The following is a 17,255-nucleotide window of genomic DNA, read 5'->3' as shown; positions in this document are numbered from 1 at the left end:
TCTCTCCTCCTTTTAATGCAGCCTATGGATAGATTGGATAAAATCGAAGCCCGGTCGTTTCTTCCAGACCGAACATCAGGTTCATATTTTGTACAGCCTGGCCGGCTGCGCCTTTGATCAAATTATCGATGACGGAAACGATTGTCACTCTGCCCGTCCTACAATCTACTTTTATAGCAATATCGCAAAAGTTAGTGCCGAACACTTCCTTTGTACTTGGGTATTGACCAGTTGGCCGGATCCTCACAAAGGGACTGGCGCTGTAAAAGGTTTGATAAAGCTCATTGAGCTCCTCTGTCGTTTGTTCATTTACAAGTTCACCATAGATGGTTGTCATGATGCCGCGCGTCATAGGAATAAGGTGAGTCGTAAAGGTCACAGGCGTCGATTCAGGGTTCCAACGTTTCAGCTGCTGTTCGATCTCCGGGGTATGCTGATGCTCATGAACCTTGTAGATCCGAAGATTTTCCTGTGTTTCAGAAAAATGACTGGATAGCGAAGGCTTCCGTCCGGCTCCCGATAGACCCGTCTTGGCATCGATAATCAATGAGTCGGGATGCAGTAGCTTTTGCTGGACCAGCGGCGCGAGCGCCAACAGGGTCGCTGTAGGGAAGCAGCCCGGGTTAGCGATGAGGTCAGCTTCTTTAATGGCACCCTGATTGCATTCTGTCAGCCCGTATACCGCTTTGCCTAAAACGGAAAGGTCAGCAGCTCCTCCCTTATACCATTCCTCATATTCCTTTGGATCTTGCAATCGCAAGTCGCCGGAAAGATCAATGATTTTTGCCTTACCACCCAAAAGCTTTGCTGTCATCTCTTTGGAAATCCCCGCAGGCACAGCCAGGAATACGGCATCCAGCTGCTTCATTTCATCAAGTTCGATGGCGCGCACACTTTCATTCGATAAGCCGATAAGATGGGGATATTGTTCAACATATGAATTTCCATTCAATGTTGATGAATATAAAATACACGTGTCTATAGAGGGATGATTCGACAGGAGGCGGTGAAGTTCGACACCACCGTAACCAGTAGAACCAACGATACCAACATTCATTAATCATTCACCACTCACAATAGATTTAAATTAGGTCTTATTATATGACTGCATAAACATAAAATCAATAGTATATTTATTAAATTTTAACTACCAATCTTTTTTCTAAAATAAAAAGCCCGTTCCTCAGCGCTTTAAAGCATCGAGGGACGGGCGTATATCTTTTTATATTTTTGTAAAATTAAAATTGTTCCGCTTCAGTCGATCCTTTCAGAGCCGTCGTGGATGAAGTACCGCCTGAGATCACCATGGATACCTCATCGAAGTAGCCGGTTCCCACCTCACGCTGATGTCTTGTCGCAGAGTAGCCGTGTACTTCACTCGCAAATTCCGCCTGCTGAAGCTCAGAGTAAGCGGCCATTCCACGATCTTTATAACCTCTTGCCAGTTCGAACATGCTGTGATTCAGTGCATGGAAGCCCGCAAGTGTTACAAATTGGAATTTATAGCCCATTTTGCCCAACTCGATTTGGAACTTCGCAATTGTTTCATCATCAAGCTTCTTCTTCCAGTTGAAGGATGGAGAACAGTTATACGCGAGAAGTTTCCCTGGGTGTTCCTTGTGGATGGCTTCTGCAAATTGACGCGCTTCCTCAAGGCTTGGTTCTGATGTTTCGCACCATACAAGGTCAGCATATGGCGCATAAGCCAGGCCTCTCGCGATTGCCTGGTCCAGGCCGGCCTTTGTACGGAAGAAGCCCTCAGGAGTGCGATCACCAGTGATAAATGGAGCGTCATATGAATCGACATCACTCGTGATCAAATCCGCAGCATTGGCATCTGTACGTGCAACAATCAACGTAGGGACGCCCATCACATCCGCTGCAAGACGTGCTGAGATCAAATTCTTCACAGAGGTTTGAGTAGGAAGCAGAACTTTCCCGCCCAAGTGACCGCATTTTTTCTCCGAAGAAAGCTGATCTTCAAAGTGAACAGCAGATGCCCCCGATTCAATCATCCCTTTCATCAATTCGAACACGTTCAGCTGTCCGCCGAATCCTGCTTCTGCATCCGCGACGATCGGAACAAACCAATCAATCGATTCGTCTCCCTCCACATAGTGAACCTGATCGGCACGTTGGAGTGCCTGATTGATACGCTTTACAACAGATGGGACAGAGTTTGCAGGATACAAGCTTTGATCTGGATACATCTGACCAGACAGATTGGCGTCTGCAGCAACCTGCCATCCGCTTAAGTATATGGCCTTGAGCCCTGCTCTAACTTGCTGGACAGCTTGATTTCCCGTTAAAGCTCCCAGAGCATTGATATAATCTTCTTCGTGCAGTAAATTCCACAGCTTCTCAGAACCGCGTCTCGCTAAAGTGTGCTCGATATCAATGGAGCCTCTTAATCGGATAACATCTTCTGCGGAATAAGGTCTGGTAACTCCGCGCCATCTTTCGTCCAGTTCCCAGCTTTCCTGTAATGCATTTGCGCGTTCTTTCACACTGTTTTTTGTCATTGAATATCTCTCCCTTTTCATTTTTAGTAGGTTAGTCAAAACGTAAGTATGCTTTGGCGTTTGGATACAGGTTGTGTCCGTCTGCATATGCTGCACCCGGTAATGGTGAGGAATTCTTGAAGTGGTTTCTGTGTTGGATAAGTTGATTGACATGTTCAGGCGTGTTCGTGATGATCTTTCATCAAGGTTCTTTTCTAAATGAGATACTGTGAAATACAAGGTCAAATCGTTCGATGAATCTGTATTGTAACAGCCGTGTTCACCGGCCCTGAAACTAGTCTCCAATCTGTCCACAATGACAGCATTTTATTAAGAGCTGAGTTTCTTCATCGACTTGATTCAATCTCTTCTTTTGCTTTGATATCAAGCGTTTCAGTGGATTTCCGTATATATAACTCCTAGTTGCATGTAACAAAATCCACTTTGTTATAATACAGATTATTTAACCTGTTTGTATTATATAACAGAGTGTTTTGAGATGGAACCTTTTTTTATTATTTTTCCTTCGACAAATTTTGCAGACCCTTGCAGAGACTTCATTAACCACAAAAAAAGCCTGCCACCATCGCGTATCGAGCGATGATGGCAGGCCATTACATATTTATTTTACGATATCTTTTGCTACAGCTTCATCAAATTCAGCTTTGATTTCTTCACTTGGCTGTGGTCCAACCTTACTGAAGATGATGATTGCCAGCGTAGCCAGGATGAATCCTGGAACGATTTCATAAAGACTGAAAGGAATCACTTCTGCTACTGTCAGCTGCTTCCACACAACGACTGTAACCGCACCTGTGATCATACCGGCAAGGGCACCGTTGCGTGTCATGCCTTTCCAGTATAGAGACAGAAGGATGAGTGGTCCGAATGCGGCACCGAATCCACCCCATGCATAACTTACAAGATCAAGGATCTTCGTTCCGCCTCCATTTGCCGGGTTCCCTTGCATTGCAAGCAGAATGGCGATGAATGCGATCAGAAGCACTCCGATACGTCCTACCCATACAAGCTCTTTATCAGAAGCATTCTTACGGATGATTGCTTTGTAGAAATCTTCCGCTAGAGCACTTGAAGATACAAGCAGCTGGGAGTCAATCGTACTCATGATAGCAGACAGGATTGCCGCTAAAAGAATACCTGATACCCATGGGTTGAACAGGACATCTGTAAAGAAGATGAATACTTTCTCGGAATTATCAACATCTCCAGCAATCAGTGGAGCATCTGCGAAGTAGGCAATACCAGTGAAACCGGTAATGACTGCCCCGATCATGGCAATCGTCATCCAACTCATACCGATCCAGCGTGCCTTCGGTACATCCTTTGTTGAACGCAATGCCATAAAGCGTGTGATGATGTGAGGCTGGCCAAAGTAACCAAGACCCCATGCAAGTAATGAAATGACACCCATTACTGTCATCGTATTCATTGTATCAAGATTTGCAGGGTCGACTGAACGTACAGCATCCACAGTCGCATTCCAGCCGCCAAGCTCTGCAATCGCAACAATCGGAGTAATGATCAATGCAAGGAACATCAGAATCCCTTGAACAAAGTCAGTCCAACTTACCGCCAAGAATCCTCCAAGGAAAGTGTAAGAGATGATTACAATGGCACCAATCCATAATGCTGTGTTGTAAGTCATTCCAAACGTTTCCTGGAATAATAACGCTCCGCCCACAAGACCGGACGATGTATAGAAGGTAAAGAATACCAGGATGATCACTGCTGAAATTACACGAAGCAGGCGAGATCCATCTTTGAAACGATTTTCAAAGTAATCAGGAACCGTGATTGAATCGTCTGCAACTTCCGTGTATGCGCGAAGTCTTGAAGCAACGAATCTCCAGTTTAAATAAGCACCAATTACTAACCCAATACTCAACCAAATGGAACCTAATCCAACTGCATAAGCGAGACCAGGAAGTCCAAGCAATAACCATGAACTCATATCGGATGCACCAGCACTCAATGCTGCTACCCCCGGTCCTAAACTACGTCCTCCAAGAACGTAATCCGATAAGTTACTTGTTAATCTGTAAGAAATAATACCAATTGCAAGCATACCAACTAAATATACGATAAACGTGACTAAAGTAGCTATATCCATTGTATTGTTAGCATTCCCCTTTCGATAAATTTGTATAGATGTTTGTCAGGTGCTTAATCCGACTTTTGATTCATGCTAAAAGACCTTATTCAAATGAAGTCCAACAGTCCTTTACCCTATGCATACAGGTTGTAAACTTATTCACTCAAAAAAGTTTGAAAAAGTTTCTTCTGCGAAGCGATGTTTCCGTAACAAGTTCACAACGTTATTAATGCTAACATACATTTCAGTAAAATACATGCGAAATTTTCTGAATATATTGACCTACATGCATTTTTATTCACTTATTTTGCATATATTTTTATGAAAGCGCTTAAATAGCTATATTCATTCATAAAAATTTATAAAATTAAATTGCCTTCTTTGACAAAACTGTGTCATATTCCGGAATTTAATTAACGTTAGCTCTTTTAGTTTGTACCAAAAGACTTAAAATATGTATGAGGTCATTTAATATGAATCTTGAACACCGCTGTAATTCCGTAAAGCACACAAAAACCGGTCCTGTTTATGAACAGGACCGGTTTTTGATGGTCTGACACCATCATTCGTATATGTGCAAATACGTTTCTTTACTTCCTTTTTTCTTCACGACCAGCGCCTCCGGTCCGTATGAAGAATTAATGCGTAATTCCACATTCCAGCTCTCGGGCATGTTCTTTCCAATCAAATTGGATAGATATTGAGCAAAACCGATTGTTTCTGTTTTACCATTGAAGGTGAGCGCTACTTCCATGTTCAAGTCGGTCAGCTTTTGATTCTGATAAAGTGCTTCGCCGGTTACGCCTGTGAACACAGGGAAATACCCTTCTATTTCCTTCTTCAGGTCCTGAAATATCTTATTATCTTCCGGATGATCCGAAGCTGCTTCCGGGGATGGGAAGATGTAGTACTTCTCATTCATCCCTTCCCAATTTTGAATCGTTCCGGATCCCGCTTCCACTGTTGTATAGGCAAAAAACTGGCCCGGTACCACCTGCTGCTTTGGCGCTTGCTTGTATAGTGCGATCATGATGGGAATGTTTCGAAGATCCTCTCTCTGACGCATTCTTTTCAGCACCTCATCAGCCATCTTTGCTCCCTGCTCCTTAAGAACTTCATTGCTGATGTTCTTGACCGTTCTCGTTCCAGTGGAGAGGTTGGTTTCATAATTGACGGAATTCAATGAAAGGGCGATGACCACTCCTCCAAGCTGCACTTTGTTGTCATCATCTTTCTTTATCAAATAATTATGTTCAACAATATGAGCTAAATAGATCGGTGCATTGCTTCCTTGTGTTTGAACTGGATTCAACCCAAGGTTTTCGCTTTCCTTCAGCTTTTTTTCGGCAAGCTGTTCACTTGTGAATTTCCGCTGAAGCCAGCTGTCGATCGTCTTCTTGGTTAAGAACTGTCCTTCTTTGAAAAAGTAATCATTGGTTGAAAAACGTTTTTGGGCAACACGCAGCAAACCATTTTCTATTTCGTTGATATCGTATCTTGAGCCAAGGTCATTCACGACGATCCCGCGTGTTTTACTTGTATCATAAGGAAGCATGGTCTTATAATAATCGTTTGAAATTTGAAAGTTAGGAATGATCGCCTTCTTCGATTCACTATCCTGATTTTCCTGAACGACTTGATCCTGCTTTTCAAACGTCGGCGCACAGCCGCCAAGTATCAACAAGGCGGTTAATGCTGCCGATAACCTTTTTTTCATTACTATCTACACCTCTTATCGGTTAAGTTCTTCCATCAGCTTATCCTCATCCCAAACTTCTATATCGAGCTCGTTTGCTTTTGCAAGCTTTGAGCCTGCGTCTTCTCCGGCTATGACAAGATCCGTTTTCTTGCTTACACTCCCTGTCACTTTACCGCCGAGCATTTCAATTTTCTCTTTCGCTTCGTTACGGCTCAATTGTTCGATTTTCCCCGTCAGCACAATGGTCTTCCCTGCAAAGTAAGAATCCGATTCACTTACCGATACAGGTTTAGGACCTTTATATTCCAAGTTGACTCCAACATCTTTAAGCTCTTTGACAAGCTCTTTCACTTCATCATTTTCAAAATAAGCCACGATTGCATCGGCCATTTTCTCACCGATTTCATTGATGTTGGTCAGTTCTTCTTTTGAAACCTCCATCAACTTATCCATTGAGCCGAATTCCTGGGCAAGGGTCTTGGCTGCTTTCGCCCCTACGTGACGGATCCCCAAACCGAACAGTAATTTCTCCAGTGAATTCTTTTTAGAAGTCTCGATTGCCTGGAGAAGGTTATCCACCGATTTCTCACCCATTCGCTCGAGCTGAAGAAGCTGGTCCCTTTCCAATTTATAAAGATCTGCCACATCTACAATCAATTGTTCCCTGAACAGCTGACTGATGACCTTTTCACCAAGCCCATCAATATTCATCGCATTTCTCGAGACAAAGTGAATGAGGCCTTCACGGATTTGGGCAGGACACTTAGGATTGATACAGCGAAGTGCCACCTCTCCCTCAAGCCTTACAAGCTCACTTTCACATTCCGGACAATGCGTGGGCATATTGAATTCCTGTTCATCGCCTGTTCTTTTTTCCTCTAAGACGTTTACCACTTCAGGGATGATATCCCCTGCTTTTTTAATGACTACGTGATCACCGATTTTGATATCTTTTTCCCTGATGAGATCCTCGTTGTGCAGGGAAGCACGCTGAACGGTTGTACCTGCAACCCTTACAGGTTCAAGGATAGCCGTTGGGGTCACCACTCCGGTGCGCCCTACACTCAGTTCGATTTCTTTCAAGACCGTAACCACTTCTTCTGCAGGAAACTTAAAAGCAATCGCCCATCGCGGACTTTTCGCAGTTGTCCCAAGTGCTTTCTGCTGCTCCAATGAATCTACTTTGATGACAATCCCATCGATATCATACGAAAGATCCGGACGTCTTTCCGTCCAGCTTTCCACATATTCCAGTACTTCCTCTATGTCAGCACAGCGCTTTCGTTCAGGGTTGGTCTTAAATCCAAGCTTGTCCAACTGATTTAGACCTTCACTATGAGAGTCTATGCCTGTATCACCGATGTCAGCCAGGGCATACAGATAGATATCAAGATTTCGTGAAGCGGCTATCTTAGGATCCAGCTGACGCAATGAACCTGCAGCTGCGTTACGCGGATTCGCGAACGGTTCTTCCCCTTTTTGCTCTTTCACTTTATTCAAGGCTTCAAACGAACCCTTCGGCATGAAAGCTTCCCCGCGCACTTCAAACGAAAGAGGTTCTTTGATCTTTAATGGGATCGAACGGATCGTCTTCAGGTTGGATGTAATATCCTCCCCGATCGAACCATCCCCGCGTGTGGCACCTTGAACGAATACTCCCTTTTCATAACGAAGGGAAACCGCCAGCCCGTCAATCTTCAGTTCACAGACATAGGAAAAATCGTCCCCGACTGCCTGACGGACACGACGGTCAAAATCCCGGAGGTCCTGTTCATTGAATGCATTCCCCAAACTCAGCATTTGACTGCGGTGCTCCACCTTTTCAAATGCATCAAGCACCGTTCCCCCGACTCTTTGAGAAGGTGAGTCGGCAGTTTGTAAATCAGGATACTGATCCTCGAGATCGATCAGCTCCCGCAGCAGCTGATCATATTCGGAATCCGGCACTGAAGGTTTATCAAGGACATGATATTCATAATTATAATGATTCAATATTTCATGCAGTTCCTGTACACGTTTTTCAGCCGATTGTTGATCCATTCTAACAACCCTTTCTTGCTTATCTTCACGCTTATTAAACAAGTGTTTAACTCTGTGATCGTTGATTTATCGACGTTTTTTGTTGTTAATCAAACGTTTGTTTAACTTTTAAAACTGCTCCCTTATACGCCGCTGTTGATTTCCGTGGAAGACTTCGCTTTCCGCGGGTGACCCGTGAGCCTCCTCGGCTTCGCCTGCGGGGTCTCACATTGGCCACTTCTCCCGCAGGAGTCTTCGTCTTCCACTCCAATCAACAGCTGGAAGCACCTTAAAACCTAACAATATACCTTTAATAAAGCTTTATTATGCTTTTTCTATCGGTGCAAACTTGGCCAACAGGCGTTTGATTCCTGTTGGGCTTGGGAAGGCGATGTCGAGTTCGACGCTGTCTCCGGAGCCTTTGACACTTACGACGGTACCGGTTCCCCATTTTTTGTGGGACGCCTTGTCTCCTACTTGCCAGGATACCGCTTCGCCGGCGGTTGTCTTTTGTACGACAGGACGGGTGACAGGCTTCCTTGGGGCAGGACGGGAAGGACCGCTTCCGGTTGATCTGCCGCCGAATGAAGAGAATGGACTTTTGCTTTGGCTCTTGCTCTCAGCCATCACATCATCAAGCAGGTCGGCAGGGATTTCACTGATGAACCTTGATACAGGGTTCATTTTCGTCTGACCGAACAGGGTCCTCATTTGAGCATTAGTCATATAAAGCTCTTCTTCTGCACGCGTGATCCCTACATATGCAAGGCGGCGTTCTTCTTCCATTTCGTCTTCTTCCATCAGTGAACGGCTGTGAGGGAATACACCTTCCTCCATCCCCATCAGGAATACAACAGGAAATTCAAGACCTTTCGCGGCATGAAGGGTCATCAGGATGACCGAATCCTTCGGCTGATCATCATCATCCAGCTTATCGATATCGGCAACGAGCGCCAGGTCTGTCAGGAATGCAACAAGACTCTTATCGTCATTCGATTGTTCAAAGCTTTTCGTGACAGACAGGAACTCATCCAAGTTTTCCAGTCTGCTCTGGGACTCAATGGATTTTTCCGCCTTTAACATATCGGTGTAGCCGGATTTTTCAAGGATTTCTTCTACCAGTTCGGTAACAGATAAGTACTCTTGCATTCCTGTATAGCCTTTGATCATCTCTTTGAATTCAATCACAGCTTTTGTGATTTTCGGGCTCAGGCCGATAAAATCAGCTTCCTCCAGTGCAGAGAACATGGAAATGTCATGATCCGCTGCGTAACGTGCGATCTTATCAACCGAGGTCGCACCGACTCCTCGTTTCGGTACATTGATCACACGCTGCAGGCTGATATCATCATCAGGATTGGCAATCAGACGCAGATAAGCAAGGATATCCTTGATCTCTTTTCTGTCGTAGAACTTGATGCCGCCGACAATGCTGTATTCAATATTCGATTTGAGAAGGACTTCCTCCATTACACGTGACTGGGCATTCGTACGATACAGGATGGCGAAGTCAGAGTATTTGCGTTTCCCGCTATCCACCATCTCCTTGATCTTGCCGGTTACAAACTGAGCTTCCGTTTGCTCGGAATCCGCCCTGTAATAAGAAATCTTTTCCCCTTCGTGATTCTCTGTCCACAGGTTCTTCGGTTTCCGGTTTGAGTTCTTTTGGATCACTTCGTTCGCTGCTTGTAAAATACGCTTCGTCGAACGGTAATTCTGCTCAAGAAGAATGACATTGGCACGCGGGTAATCTTTTTCAAACGAAAGGATATTGGCAATATCCGCTCCGCGCCAGCGATAAATGGATTGATCGGAATCCCCCACCACGCAAAGGTTCTGAAAGCGTGAAGCGAGTAATTTAACGAGCATATACTGAGCTCTGTTCGTATCCTGATACTCATCCACGTGGATGTATTGGAATTTACGCTGATAGAATTCCAGGACTTCCGGAACCCTTTGAAACAGCTGAATCGTCGTCATGATCAAGTCATCGAAGTCGAGTGCCTGATTCTTGCGGAGACGCTTCTGATATTCTGTATAGACATCAGATACCACCTGGTCATAATACCCGCCAGCTGTTTTGGAGAACTCTTCTGGAGTGGTCAGTTCATTCTTCGCTGAACTGATGGACCCGAGGATGGAACGTGCATCGAATTTCTTTGGGTCGATGTTTTTATCTTTCAGAATGGATTTGATTACGGACTGTTGATCCGTCGAATCCAAAATCGTAAAATTACGGTTCATCCCGATGCGGTCGATGTCCCGTCGGAGGATACGCACACACATACTGTGGAACGTCGAAATCCAAATATTTTCAGATGCGCCGCCGACGATGTTATTGATACGATCCTTCATCTCACGGGCTGCTTTATTCGTAAAAGTAATCGCCAGGATATTGTAAGGATTCACTCCTTTTTCCACCATAAGATACGCAATCCGGTGCGTCAGCACTCTTGTCTTACCGGATCCTGCACCAGCCATGATCAATAGTGGACCCTCTGTTGCCTTCACAGCCTCTGCCTGTTCCGGATTCATTCCATTCAATAATCGATCTGTCAAAAATTGCATAACACTCTCACCACCATAACGAACATACGTTCTATATTTTTCTTCTATTATATCTCAAGGAGGATGGAACCTCCAGCAGTAATCTTATCCCTTGACGGCTTTTACTGTCTTAAGAGCCTCTTTAAGATCTTCATATACAATATTTCCAACGACAATCACGTCTGATACATCGGCCATTTCCTTCGCCTGCTCAGGTGTTTCGATGCCGCCTCCATAGAATAGGGTCGTTTTCTCAAGTGACTCTTTAACTTCCTTCACTGTCTCCACGTCCCCATATGTACCACTGTACTCCATATAAAAAATCGGAAGGTTAAACATTTTCTCCGCCATCATGGCGTATGCAGCGACATCCTCGCTTGCCAGATCCGAATTCGCTTCTGTCACCTTCGCCGCTTTGCATTCACTATTCAATATACAATAACCTTCAACAAGGATTTCATCCCAATTCATAATTTCCCCATATTCCTTTACCGCCTGATGGTGAAGGCCCGTAACCCAGTCGGTATTCGAGCTGTTCATCACCATTGGTATAAAGTACAGATCAAACCCTGGAGTAATCGACTCCAAATTTGAAACCTCCAGAATACAAGGAACTGTATAGCGTCTTACACGCGCCATCAAATCAAGAACCTTTTCGAGGGTTACACCGTCCGTTCCCCCTACAATGATTGCATCCGTCCCTGATTCGCATACAGCTTCGAGCTCTTCATCATCTATGTGTTTATTGGGATCCAGCTTAAACACATGGCTCCACTTTTGGACATCATACATTGATCGTTCCTCCATTCATACATCCATCTAACGTATTATATCATGTGCAGAAGGGAGTCGCATTACCTCGTCTTTTGTTAAAAATTGAAATTTGATTTTGGTTGATGGAAAGACAAAAATAAAAACCGCTATCCCTAAAGATAACGGCTCACCAATTATTTTTCCTCTTTATCGTGTACACGGTCAAGAACAAGCTGATACGCATCGTTTCCGTAGTTCAAGCAGCGTTTGACACGGGAGATCGTGGCGGTGCTTGCTCCGGTTTCAGTTTCGATTTTATGGTACGTTTTTCCTTCCTGAAGCATGCGGGCGACTTCAAGTCTTTGGGCAAGGGACTGAATTTCATTGATTGTACATAAATCATCAAAGAAACGATAGCATTCTTCCATATCCTGCAGAGAAAGAATGGCGTTAAAAAGCTGATCCAGTTCTTTCCCTCTTAGTTTGTTTATTTGCATAAATAGTCTCCTTTTCCTTCTCTATTCTTGATACGAGACTGATCCTGACAATCCAGGAGAGCTCGGTATGATGTTGATCCAAGTAGCACCTTTTCTCAGCGGGATCTGCTTGCCGTTTTCAAACGGAAGGATTCTTCCCTCTACGTTTTGCCACTGTACTTCACGGAGTTTCCCATCCTGTATGAGGTAAGCGCTGCCGCCTGATTGTAAGTCGATATCGCGCCTGCCAGCACTGTCGATGATCCTGTGAGGTGTTTCTGCAATCAGGATGTTCTCGAGCAGCACGGGATCTTCAGTATCATAATCTATTGTTTGTTCTCCGTTTGAGTAACGCTCATATTTGCCCTTGTCCTGGTTATATTCATAGACGACGTCAAACAGCGGGTTATTAAAGTAAGAAATCATGATTGAATTTGCGCTTTCTCCAGTCACCGATTCTTCCTTCGATAAAAAGTTTAACGATTGCGGGGGCGTATCCATTGAGAAATCATTCTCTTCTGCGCCTTTTTGGATATTTTTAAAAGTGATATATGAATTATGAGGAGCCTTCCGGAATTCAGCTCGCTTGAATAGCGTACCATCGTACCTGATGCCATTTAAGTGATCGATTTCCCCGTTGTCCAGCTTCTCCTTTGCGTCGGGACTGTAGCCGTGGGCGATATAAAGGCTGTCGTATCCTTTTGCGAGATCGATATAATAATCCCTTGCACTCCGTACCGGCCCGATTTTTTCAGGCTGCCTGCTTTGAAAGATGGCAAGGAACCTTGTCACATCCCCTTCTGCCAGCACTTCATAAACAATATCCGCTTTGGAAAGACCTGACTGCGGTCTTGCCTTCGGGTGATTATTCACCATGACAGCAACCGGACGATCCGTCGATTCTTCTTTCAATTCTTCACCGGTAAGAGGTGATTGAAACTTCATGACATTCTCGACATTTTCTTTCGCCACGGGCGCAGCATTCTCTTCTTTCACAGGATTCTTTCCTGATTCTTCTTTATCTGAACTGCATGCTGCAAGGGTCAGTGCACTTAGCAAAATAATAAGTGGCTTTTTAAGCATAAAAACGTAACACCCCTAAATGTTCTGTGTATACTTTCATATTTTAACGCATTATCGTTGGAAAGAGTACCGTTTTCTTCATTACATCATAGATTCCTTTTTGTGTCACCCTTATATAAGGTAAGTGAGTCGATTGCAAGAAGAGCAGTGTGTAAATGGGATCGGCAAATTTATACCCTCGTTCCGACAACAATGCTTTCATGATTTTCTCTTCTTCAATCAGTTCCGGCATATCTTTTTTCGAAAGAAGGCCGCTCAGCGGGAGAGGAATTTCGTGCAGCACTTCGCCATTCTCAGTCAGGACGATGCCTCCGCCTATTTCTTTCATCCGATTAAAAGCAGCAATCATATCTGATTTGCTTTTTCCAATCAAGATTATGTCCCCCGTATTGGAGTAGGAAGATGCAAACCCCTTCACTCTATCCGAGAACCCTTTCAGCATTGTGCTGATTCTCCACTTTCCATTTCGGTCCAGGAGCATCAGGAAAGATTGGTCATGGTCTGTCGGAAGCTCATCAGTGGACGGATTAATATTGATTGAATACGGCTTGGTAATGACATCATTGACCATTTCGATTCCAAAAGGCATGGAAAACTGTAGATCGTCATGCGTTACATCCCATTCCAGAGAAAGGGGACTGAAGCCATTTTCCTCCCAATGGATCGTCTCATCATGATCAACCTGCTGATTGTTTTTCAACACCCATTTTCCTTTGGACAGCACCGATACCGGAGTCGGATCCTCCTTACTTCTCAGGAAATTTATGTTGGCGACTCTCCCGGTGGCAATCATTCCGTGCAGGTGTGTAAGGTTATAATAATTTGCGGCATTGTAACTGGCCATATTGTATGCTTCGACCGGTGAAATGCCTTTATCGATGATCATTTTAATCAGCACATTCAAGACACCTTCTTCATGGAAAGCAGGTGTGGAACCATCTGTTGTCAAAAGGATGGAATCATAATTCTCAATTCCCTTTTCTTGAAGACCTTCCAAAAGGACTGGCAGATCTGGACGGATGGACGAGTGACGTAGTGTTACCGTCAAGCCTTGAATCAGCCTCTTATAAACATCTTCCCCTGTCATCGATTCATGATCGCCGTCGATTCCAAGCAGCCCGAGCTTGGCGATCGTTTTATCAGAAGCTCCAGGGAGATGCCCCTCGACGATTTTCCCCATTCTTTTGGCTTCCTGCACCCAATGCAGAATAAGATCATCGCCTTCCAGGAGCCGCGGCCAGGCGGTCAATTCCCCTCCCTGTACAACCGCCTCATGTTCCAGCCATGATTTCACTTCTCCGTTCGAGAATATGGTATCTTCATTTGCCATTTCGGTTTGTGAATCAAAGCGTGTCCACCAGAACATTGAATATGGCAGTGAATTAAATTCCCCCAACAAAGAAAACGCTTTCTTTTTATCCAGCTGCAAAAACATCATGAGATTATCATTCACAAATGTAGTTGTACCTGTTTGGGATGCATACTTGGAAAAAGATTGGGGATTATAAAGCTGAAAAGGATGCACATGCGGTTCTATATATCCGGGGACAAGATATTGTGATGTGCAATCTACAATCTCACATTCCCCCATGAGATCCGGGAGCCGGTCACCAGTGTATACGATACGGTCTTCGTACACCCAGATATGACCCTGCACCCATTTCTTCAATGTTGAATGCAGGTATGTTGCATTTTTCAAAAGGATGGTTGGAGATCGCTCTCCGTCGAGAACCTGTACGTGTTCCCGCAGTTGTTTATTCTTCCATCTGTAGCGCTGTTCCAAGGCGAACACTCCTCTGGTGGAATGGTATTGTCTGTTTTATTTAGTCTTTCTTTACATGTATGTTGGCAGATAAAACCTTTGAATTATGCCCGACGTACTCACAATTGTGAGTTTCTTTCAAAAAGAAAGGGCTTTCATTCATGTTAACATATTTTGTCTTTTAACGCATTAAAGGTTTACAACAATTATGTGAATTTTCTATTAAGGAGGAGTTTACAAATGAAAGTATCATCAAACATCGGGATCATCAATGCTTTAATCCGCATTACGGTGGGCTTCACGATTCTCGCTTGGGCCACATCCAAGCTTGTTAAGCGTCCATGGAGAGATTCGTACCTTGTAATGGCGATGATCGGAGCCATGAAAGTGGGCGAAGGAATCCTTCGGTACTGCCCTGTTACCGACCTTTTTGATAGGAGCGGGGATAGTGATGGAGACAAGAAATTCAAAGGCTTAGGAAACTTTAAAGCAATGGACATGTTCAATGTGAAAGACATGTTGAAATCAGACAAAAAGAAAAATGAAAGTGGGAACTTCGATAGCTTCGATTCCAATAAAAATAAACCTGAATCAACTTCAACAAAAAAAGATGCCGACTTCAACCCGGAAGAGCTGACCAATAAAGAAGTCCAGGAAGCGCTGAACGGTGACCTTGGTACATCATCGAGCAAAACGAGCAACTTCGATAACCAGGGGTTCACACAAATCTAATCAGAGAGGGACGTCCTTTACCAAGATAAAGGCCCGTCCCTCGTCACATTAACGTGTTACATTATCATTCAAAGGAGATGCGTGTTATGTTTTGGGAATATTTGACCGATATGTCTTACGTGTTGTTTTCGCTGATCGGCGGAATCATTGCGATTGCTTTTGTATATATCCGCAGAACTAGGAAGAGACGTGTTCGATAGCCTTTTTCCCGATATCCCTTCTGTAAAAGAGACCTTCCAATCCGAGTTTGTTTAATTCTTCATAAACCGTTTGATAGGCCGCTTCCACTGTGTCTGCTTCTGCAGCTACCAAGAGTACCCTGCCTCCGTCTGTCACCAGTTCCCCTTCTTCATTGCGGGCTGTTCCGGCATGATAGATGAGTGTATCTTGCTTTAGATTTTGGAAATCAGGCAGGCTGATGCCTTTTTTATATCCATCAGGATATCCGTCTGAAGCCAGCACAACTCCAAGAACCGCTTCTTCCTTCCATTCCAGGTTGACCTCCTGACCTTCCAGCAGATCTCTAATAATCAGCCCCAGATCAGACTTCAAACGCGGAAGTACCACCTGAGTTTCCGGATCGCCAAAACGCGCATTGAATTCAATCACCTTCGGACCATCCGTCGTCAGCATGAGCCCCGCATAAAGAATACCCGTAAATGAACGATTTTCCTTAACCATCGCTTTTGCTGTAGGGTAAAGCACGGTTGATATGGCTTCTTTCACGATCTCATCTGAAATATGAGGGACCGGTGAATAGGCACCCATACCTCCTGTGTTCGGACCTTGATCTCCATCGAATGCACGCTTATGATCCTGAGCGATGACCATCGGATACACATTCTCTCCCTGCACAAACGCCATCAGGGAGAATTCTTCACCTACTAAGCACTCTTCGACGACCACTTTCACAGAAGCGTCCCCGAATTTTTTATCAAGGAGCATTTCTTCCAGCGCCTGCAGTGCCTCTTCTTCAGTCTGCGCAACAACCACGCCTTTTCCTGCTGCCAGTCCGTCTGCTTTGATGACGATCGGGGCCCCTGCTTTTTTGATATATGCGGAAGCCGCTTCAATGTCTGTAAACACTTCATATGCAGCTGTCGGAATGTCGTATTTTTTCATCAGATCCTTTGTAAAGGATTTGCTTCCTTCAATGATGGCTGCGTCCTTTGAAGGTCCGAATATCTTTAACCCTTCTGCTTGAAACTTATCTACGATCCCCTCAAGCAAAGGATTTTCAGGTCCGACGAACGTGTAGTCTATTTCCTTCTCCTTCGCAAGGGAAATGAGTGCGTTAAAGTCTGTTTCTTGTACAGGGATGCATTCAGCGACCTCCGCTATCCCCGGATTTCCCGGTGCACAGAATACCTTTGATACACTTTCGCTCTCAGCCAGCTTCCTGGCGATGGCATGCTCACGGCCGCCGCGCCCGATTACAAGTACCTTCATAGAAAAGCCTCCTTATTATGAGTGATCCCCTCTCCCGCTGGAGCGGAAGAGGGGATGGAAATGTTGTTTGGATGGATGGTGCCTGGTATAAATCGTGGTGGTTGTACCTGGTACAAATGAG

At 44.6% G+C, this 17,255-nt stretch carries 13 protein-coding genes; 2 read left to right on the top strand and 11 right to left on the bottom strand.

Going from position 1 to position 17,255, the window contains the following annotated elements; translation table 11 throughout:
* Positions 1-22: 22 nt before the first annotated feature.
* The 10 genes from argC to ACUXV2_RS00380 all read right to left on the bottom strand — a co-directional run bounded on the left by argC (position 23) and on the right by ACUXV2_RS00380 (position 14,974).
* Positions 23-1,057, bottom strand: a complete 1,035-nt coding sequence (argC, locus tag ACUXV2_RS00425; protein WP_446245103.1) for an N-acetyl-gamma-glutamyl-phosphate reductase — start codon at positions 1,055-1,057, stop codon at positions 23-25.
* Between the two features lie 181 nt (positions 1,058-1,238).
* Positions 1,239-2,522, bottom strand: a complete 1,284-nt coding sequence (aceA, locus tag ACUXV2_RS00420) for an isocitrate lyase (RefSeq protein ID WP_446245102.1) — start codon at positions 2,520-2,522, stop codon at positions 1,239-1,241.
* A gap of 601 nt (positions 2,523-3,123) precedes the next feature.
* Positions 3,124-4,632, bottom strand: coding sequence for a sodium/proline symporter PutP (gene putP, locus ACUXV2_RS00415; RefSeq protein ID WP_446245101.1), 1,509 nt, complete (start codon positions 4,630-4,632; stop codon positions 3,124-3,126).
* 544 nt (positions 4,633-5,176) lie between these two features.
* Positions 5,177-6,331, bottom strand: coding sequence for a CamS family sex pheromone protein (locus tag ACUXV2_RS00410; RefSeq protein WP_446245100.1), 1,155 nt, complete (start codon positions 6,329-6,331; stop codon positions 5,177-5,179).
* Between the two features lie 15 nt (positions 6,332-6,346).
* Complete coding sequence (gene ligA, locus ACUXV2_RS00405) at positions 6,347-8,353, bottom strand: NAD-dependent DNA ligase LigA (RefSeq protein ID WP_446245099.1); 2,007 nt, start codon at positions 8,351-8,353, stop codon at positions 6,347-6,349.
* A 303-nt stretch (positions 8,354-8,656) separates the two neighbouring features.
* Positions 8,657-10,900, bottom strand: a complete 2,244-nt coding sequence (gene pcrA / locus ACUXV2_RS00400) for a DNA helicase PcrA (protein ID WP_446245098.1) — start codon at positions 10,898-10,900, stop codon at positions 8,657-8,659.
* Between the two features lie 84 nt (positions 10,901-10,984).
* Positions 10,985-11,671, bottom strand: coding sequence for a heptaprenylglyceryl phosphate synthase (locus tag ACUXV2_RS00395; RefSeq protein WP_446245097.1), 687 nt, complete (start codon positions 11,669-11,671; stop codon positions 10,985-10,987).
* A gap of 155 nt (positions 11,672-11,826) precedes the next feature.
* The gene (locus ACUXV2_RS00390; protein WP_446245096.1) at positions 11,827-12,129 is read right to left on the bottom strand and encodes a YerC/YecD family TrpR-related protein; all 303 of its coding nucleotides are present in this window, start codon (positions 12,127-12,129) and stop codon (positions 11,827-11,829) included.
* 21 nt (positions 12,130-12,150) lie between these two features.
* Entirely contained in the window at positions 12,151-13,191 is a 1,041-nt protein-coding gene (locus ACUXV2_RS00385; protein ID WP_446245095.1) for a DUF3048 domain-containing protein, read from the bottom strand.
* 43 nt (positions 13,192-13,234) lie between these two features.
* Positions 13,235-14,974 (bottom strand): adenine deaminase C-terminal domain-containing protein, encoded by a 1,740-nt coding sequence (locus tag ACUXV2_RS00380; protein WP_446245094.1) that lies wholly within the window; start codon positions 14,972-14,974, stop codon positions 13,235-13,237.
* A gap of 219 nt (positions 14,975-15,193) precedes the next feature.
* Here ACUXV2_RS00380 and ACUXV2_RS00375 point away from each other — a divergent pair, with 219 nt between their 5' ends.
* The gene (locus tag ACUXV2_RS00375) at positions 15,194-15,685 is read left to right on the top strand and encodes a YgaP family membrane protein (RefSeq protein WP_446245093.1); all 492 of its coding nucleotides are present in this window, start codon (positions 15,194-15,196) and stop codon (positions 15,683-15,685) included.
* Positions 15,686-15,771: 86 nt separating this feature from the next.
* A complete protein-coding gene (locus tag ACUXV2_RS00370) occupies positions 15,772-15,885 on the top strand; it encodes an EYxxD motif small membrane protein (protein ID WP_446245092.1) in 114 nt (37 codons plus the stop codon).
* On the opposite strand, the gene purD is transcribed toward ACUXV2_RS00370, so the two are convergent.
* Positions 15,863-17,134, bottom strand: a complete 1,272-nt coding sequence (gene purD, locus ACUXV2_RS00365) for a phosphoribosylamine--glycine ligase (RefSeq protein ID WP_446245091.1) — start codon at positions 17,132-17,134, stop codon at positions 15,863-15,865. The genes ACUXV2_RS00370 and purD overlap by 23 nt on opposite strands.
* Between the last annotated feature and the right edge of the window lie 121 nt (positions 17,135-17,255).

The sequence above is a fragment of the Rossellomorea sp. NS-SX7 genome (genome assembly GCF_052828565.1).
The sequence above is the reverse complement of the archived record's forward strand: the minus strand, read 5'-3'. Positions and strand labels throughout refer to the sequence as shown.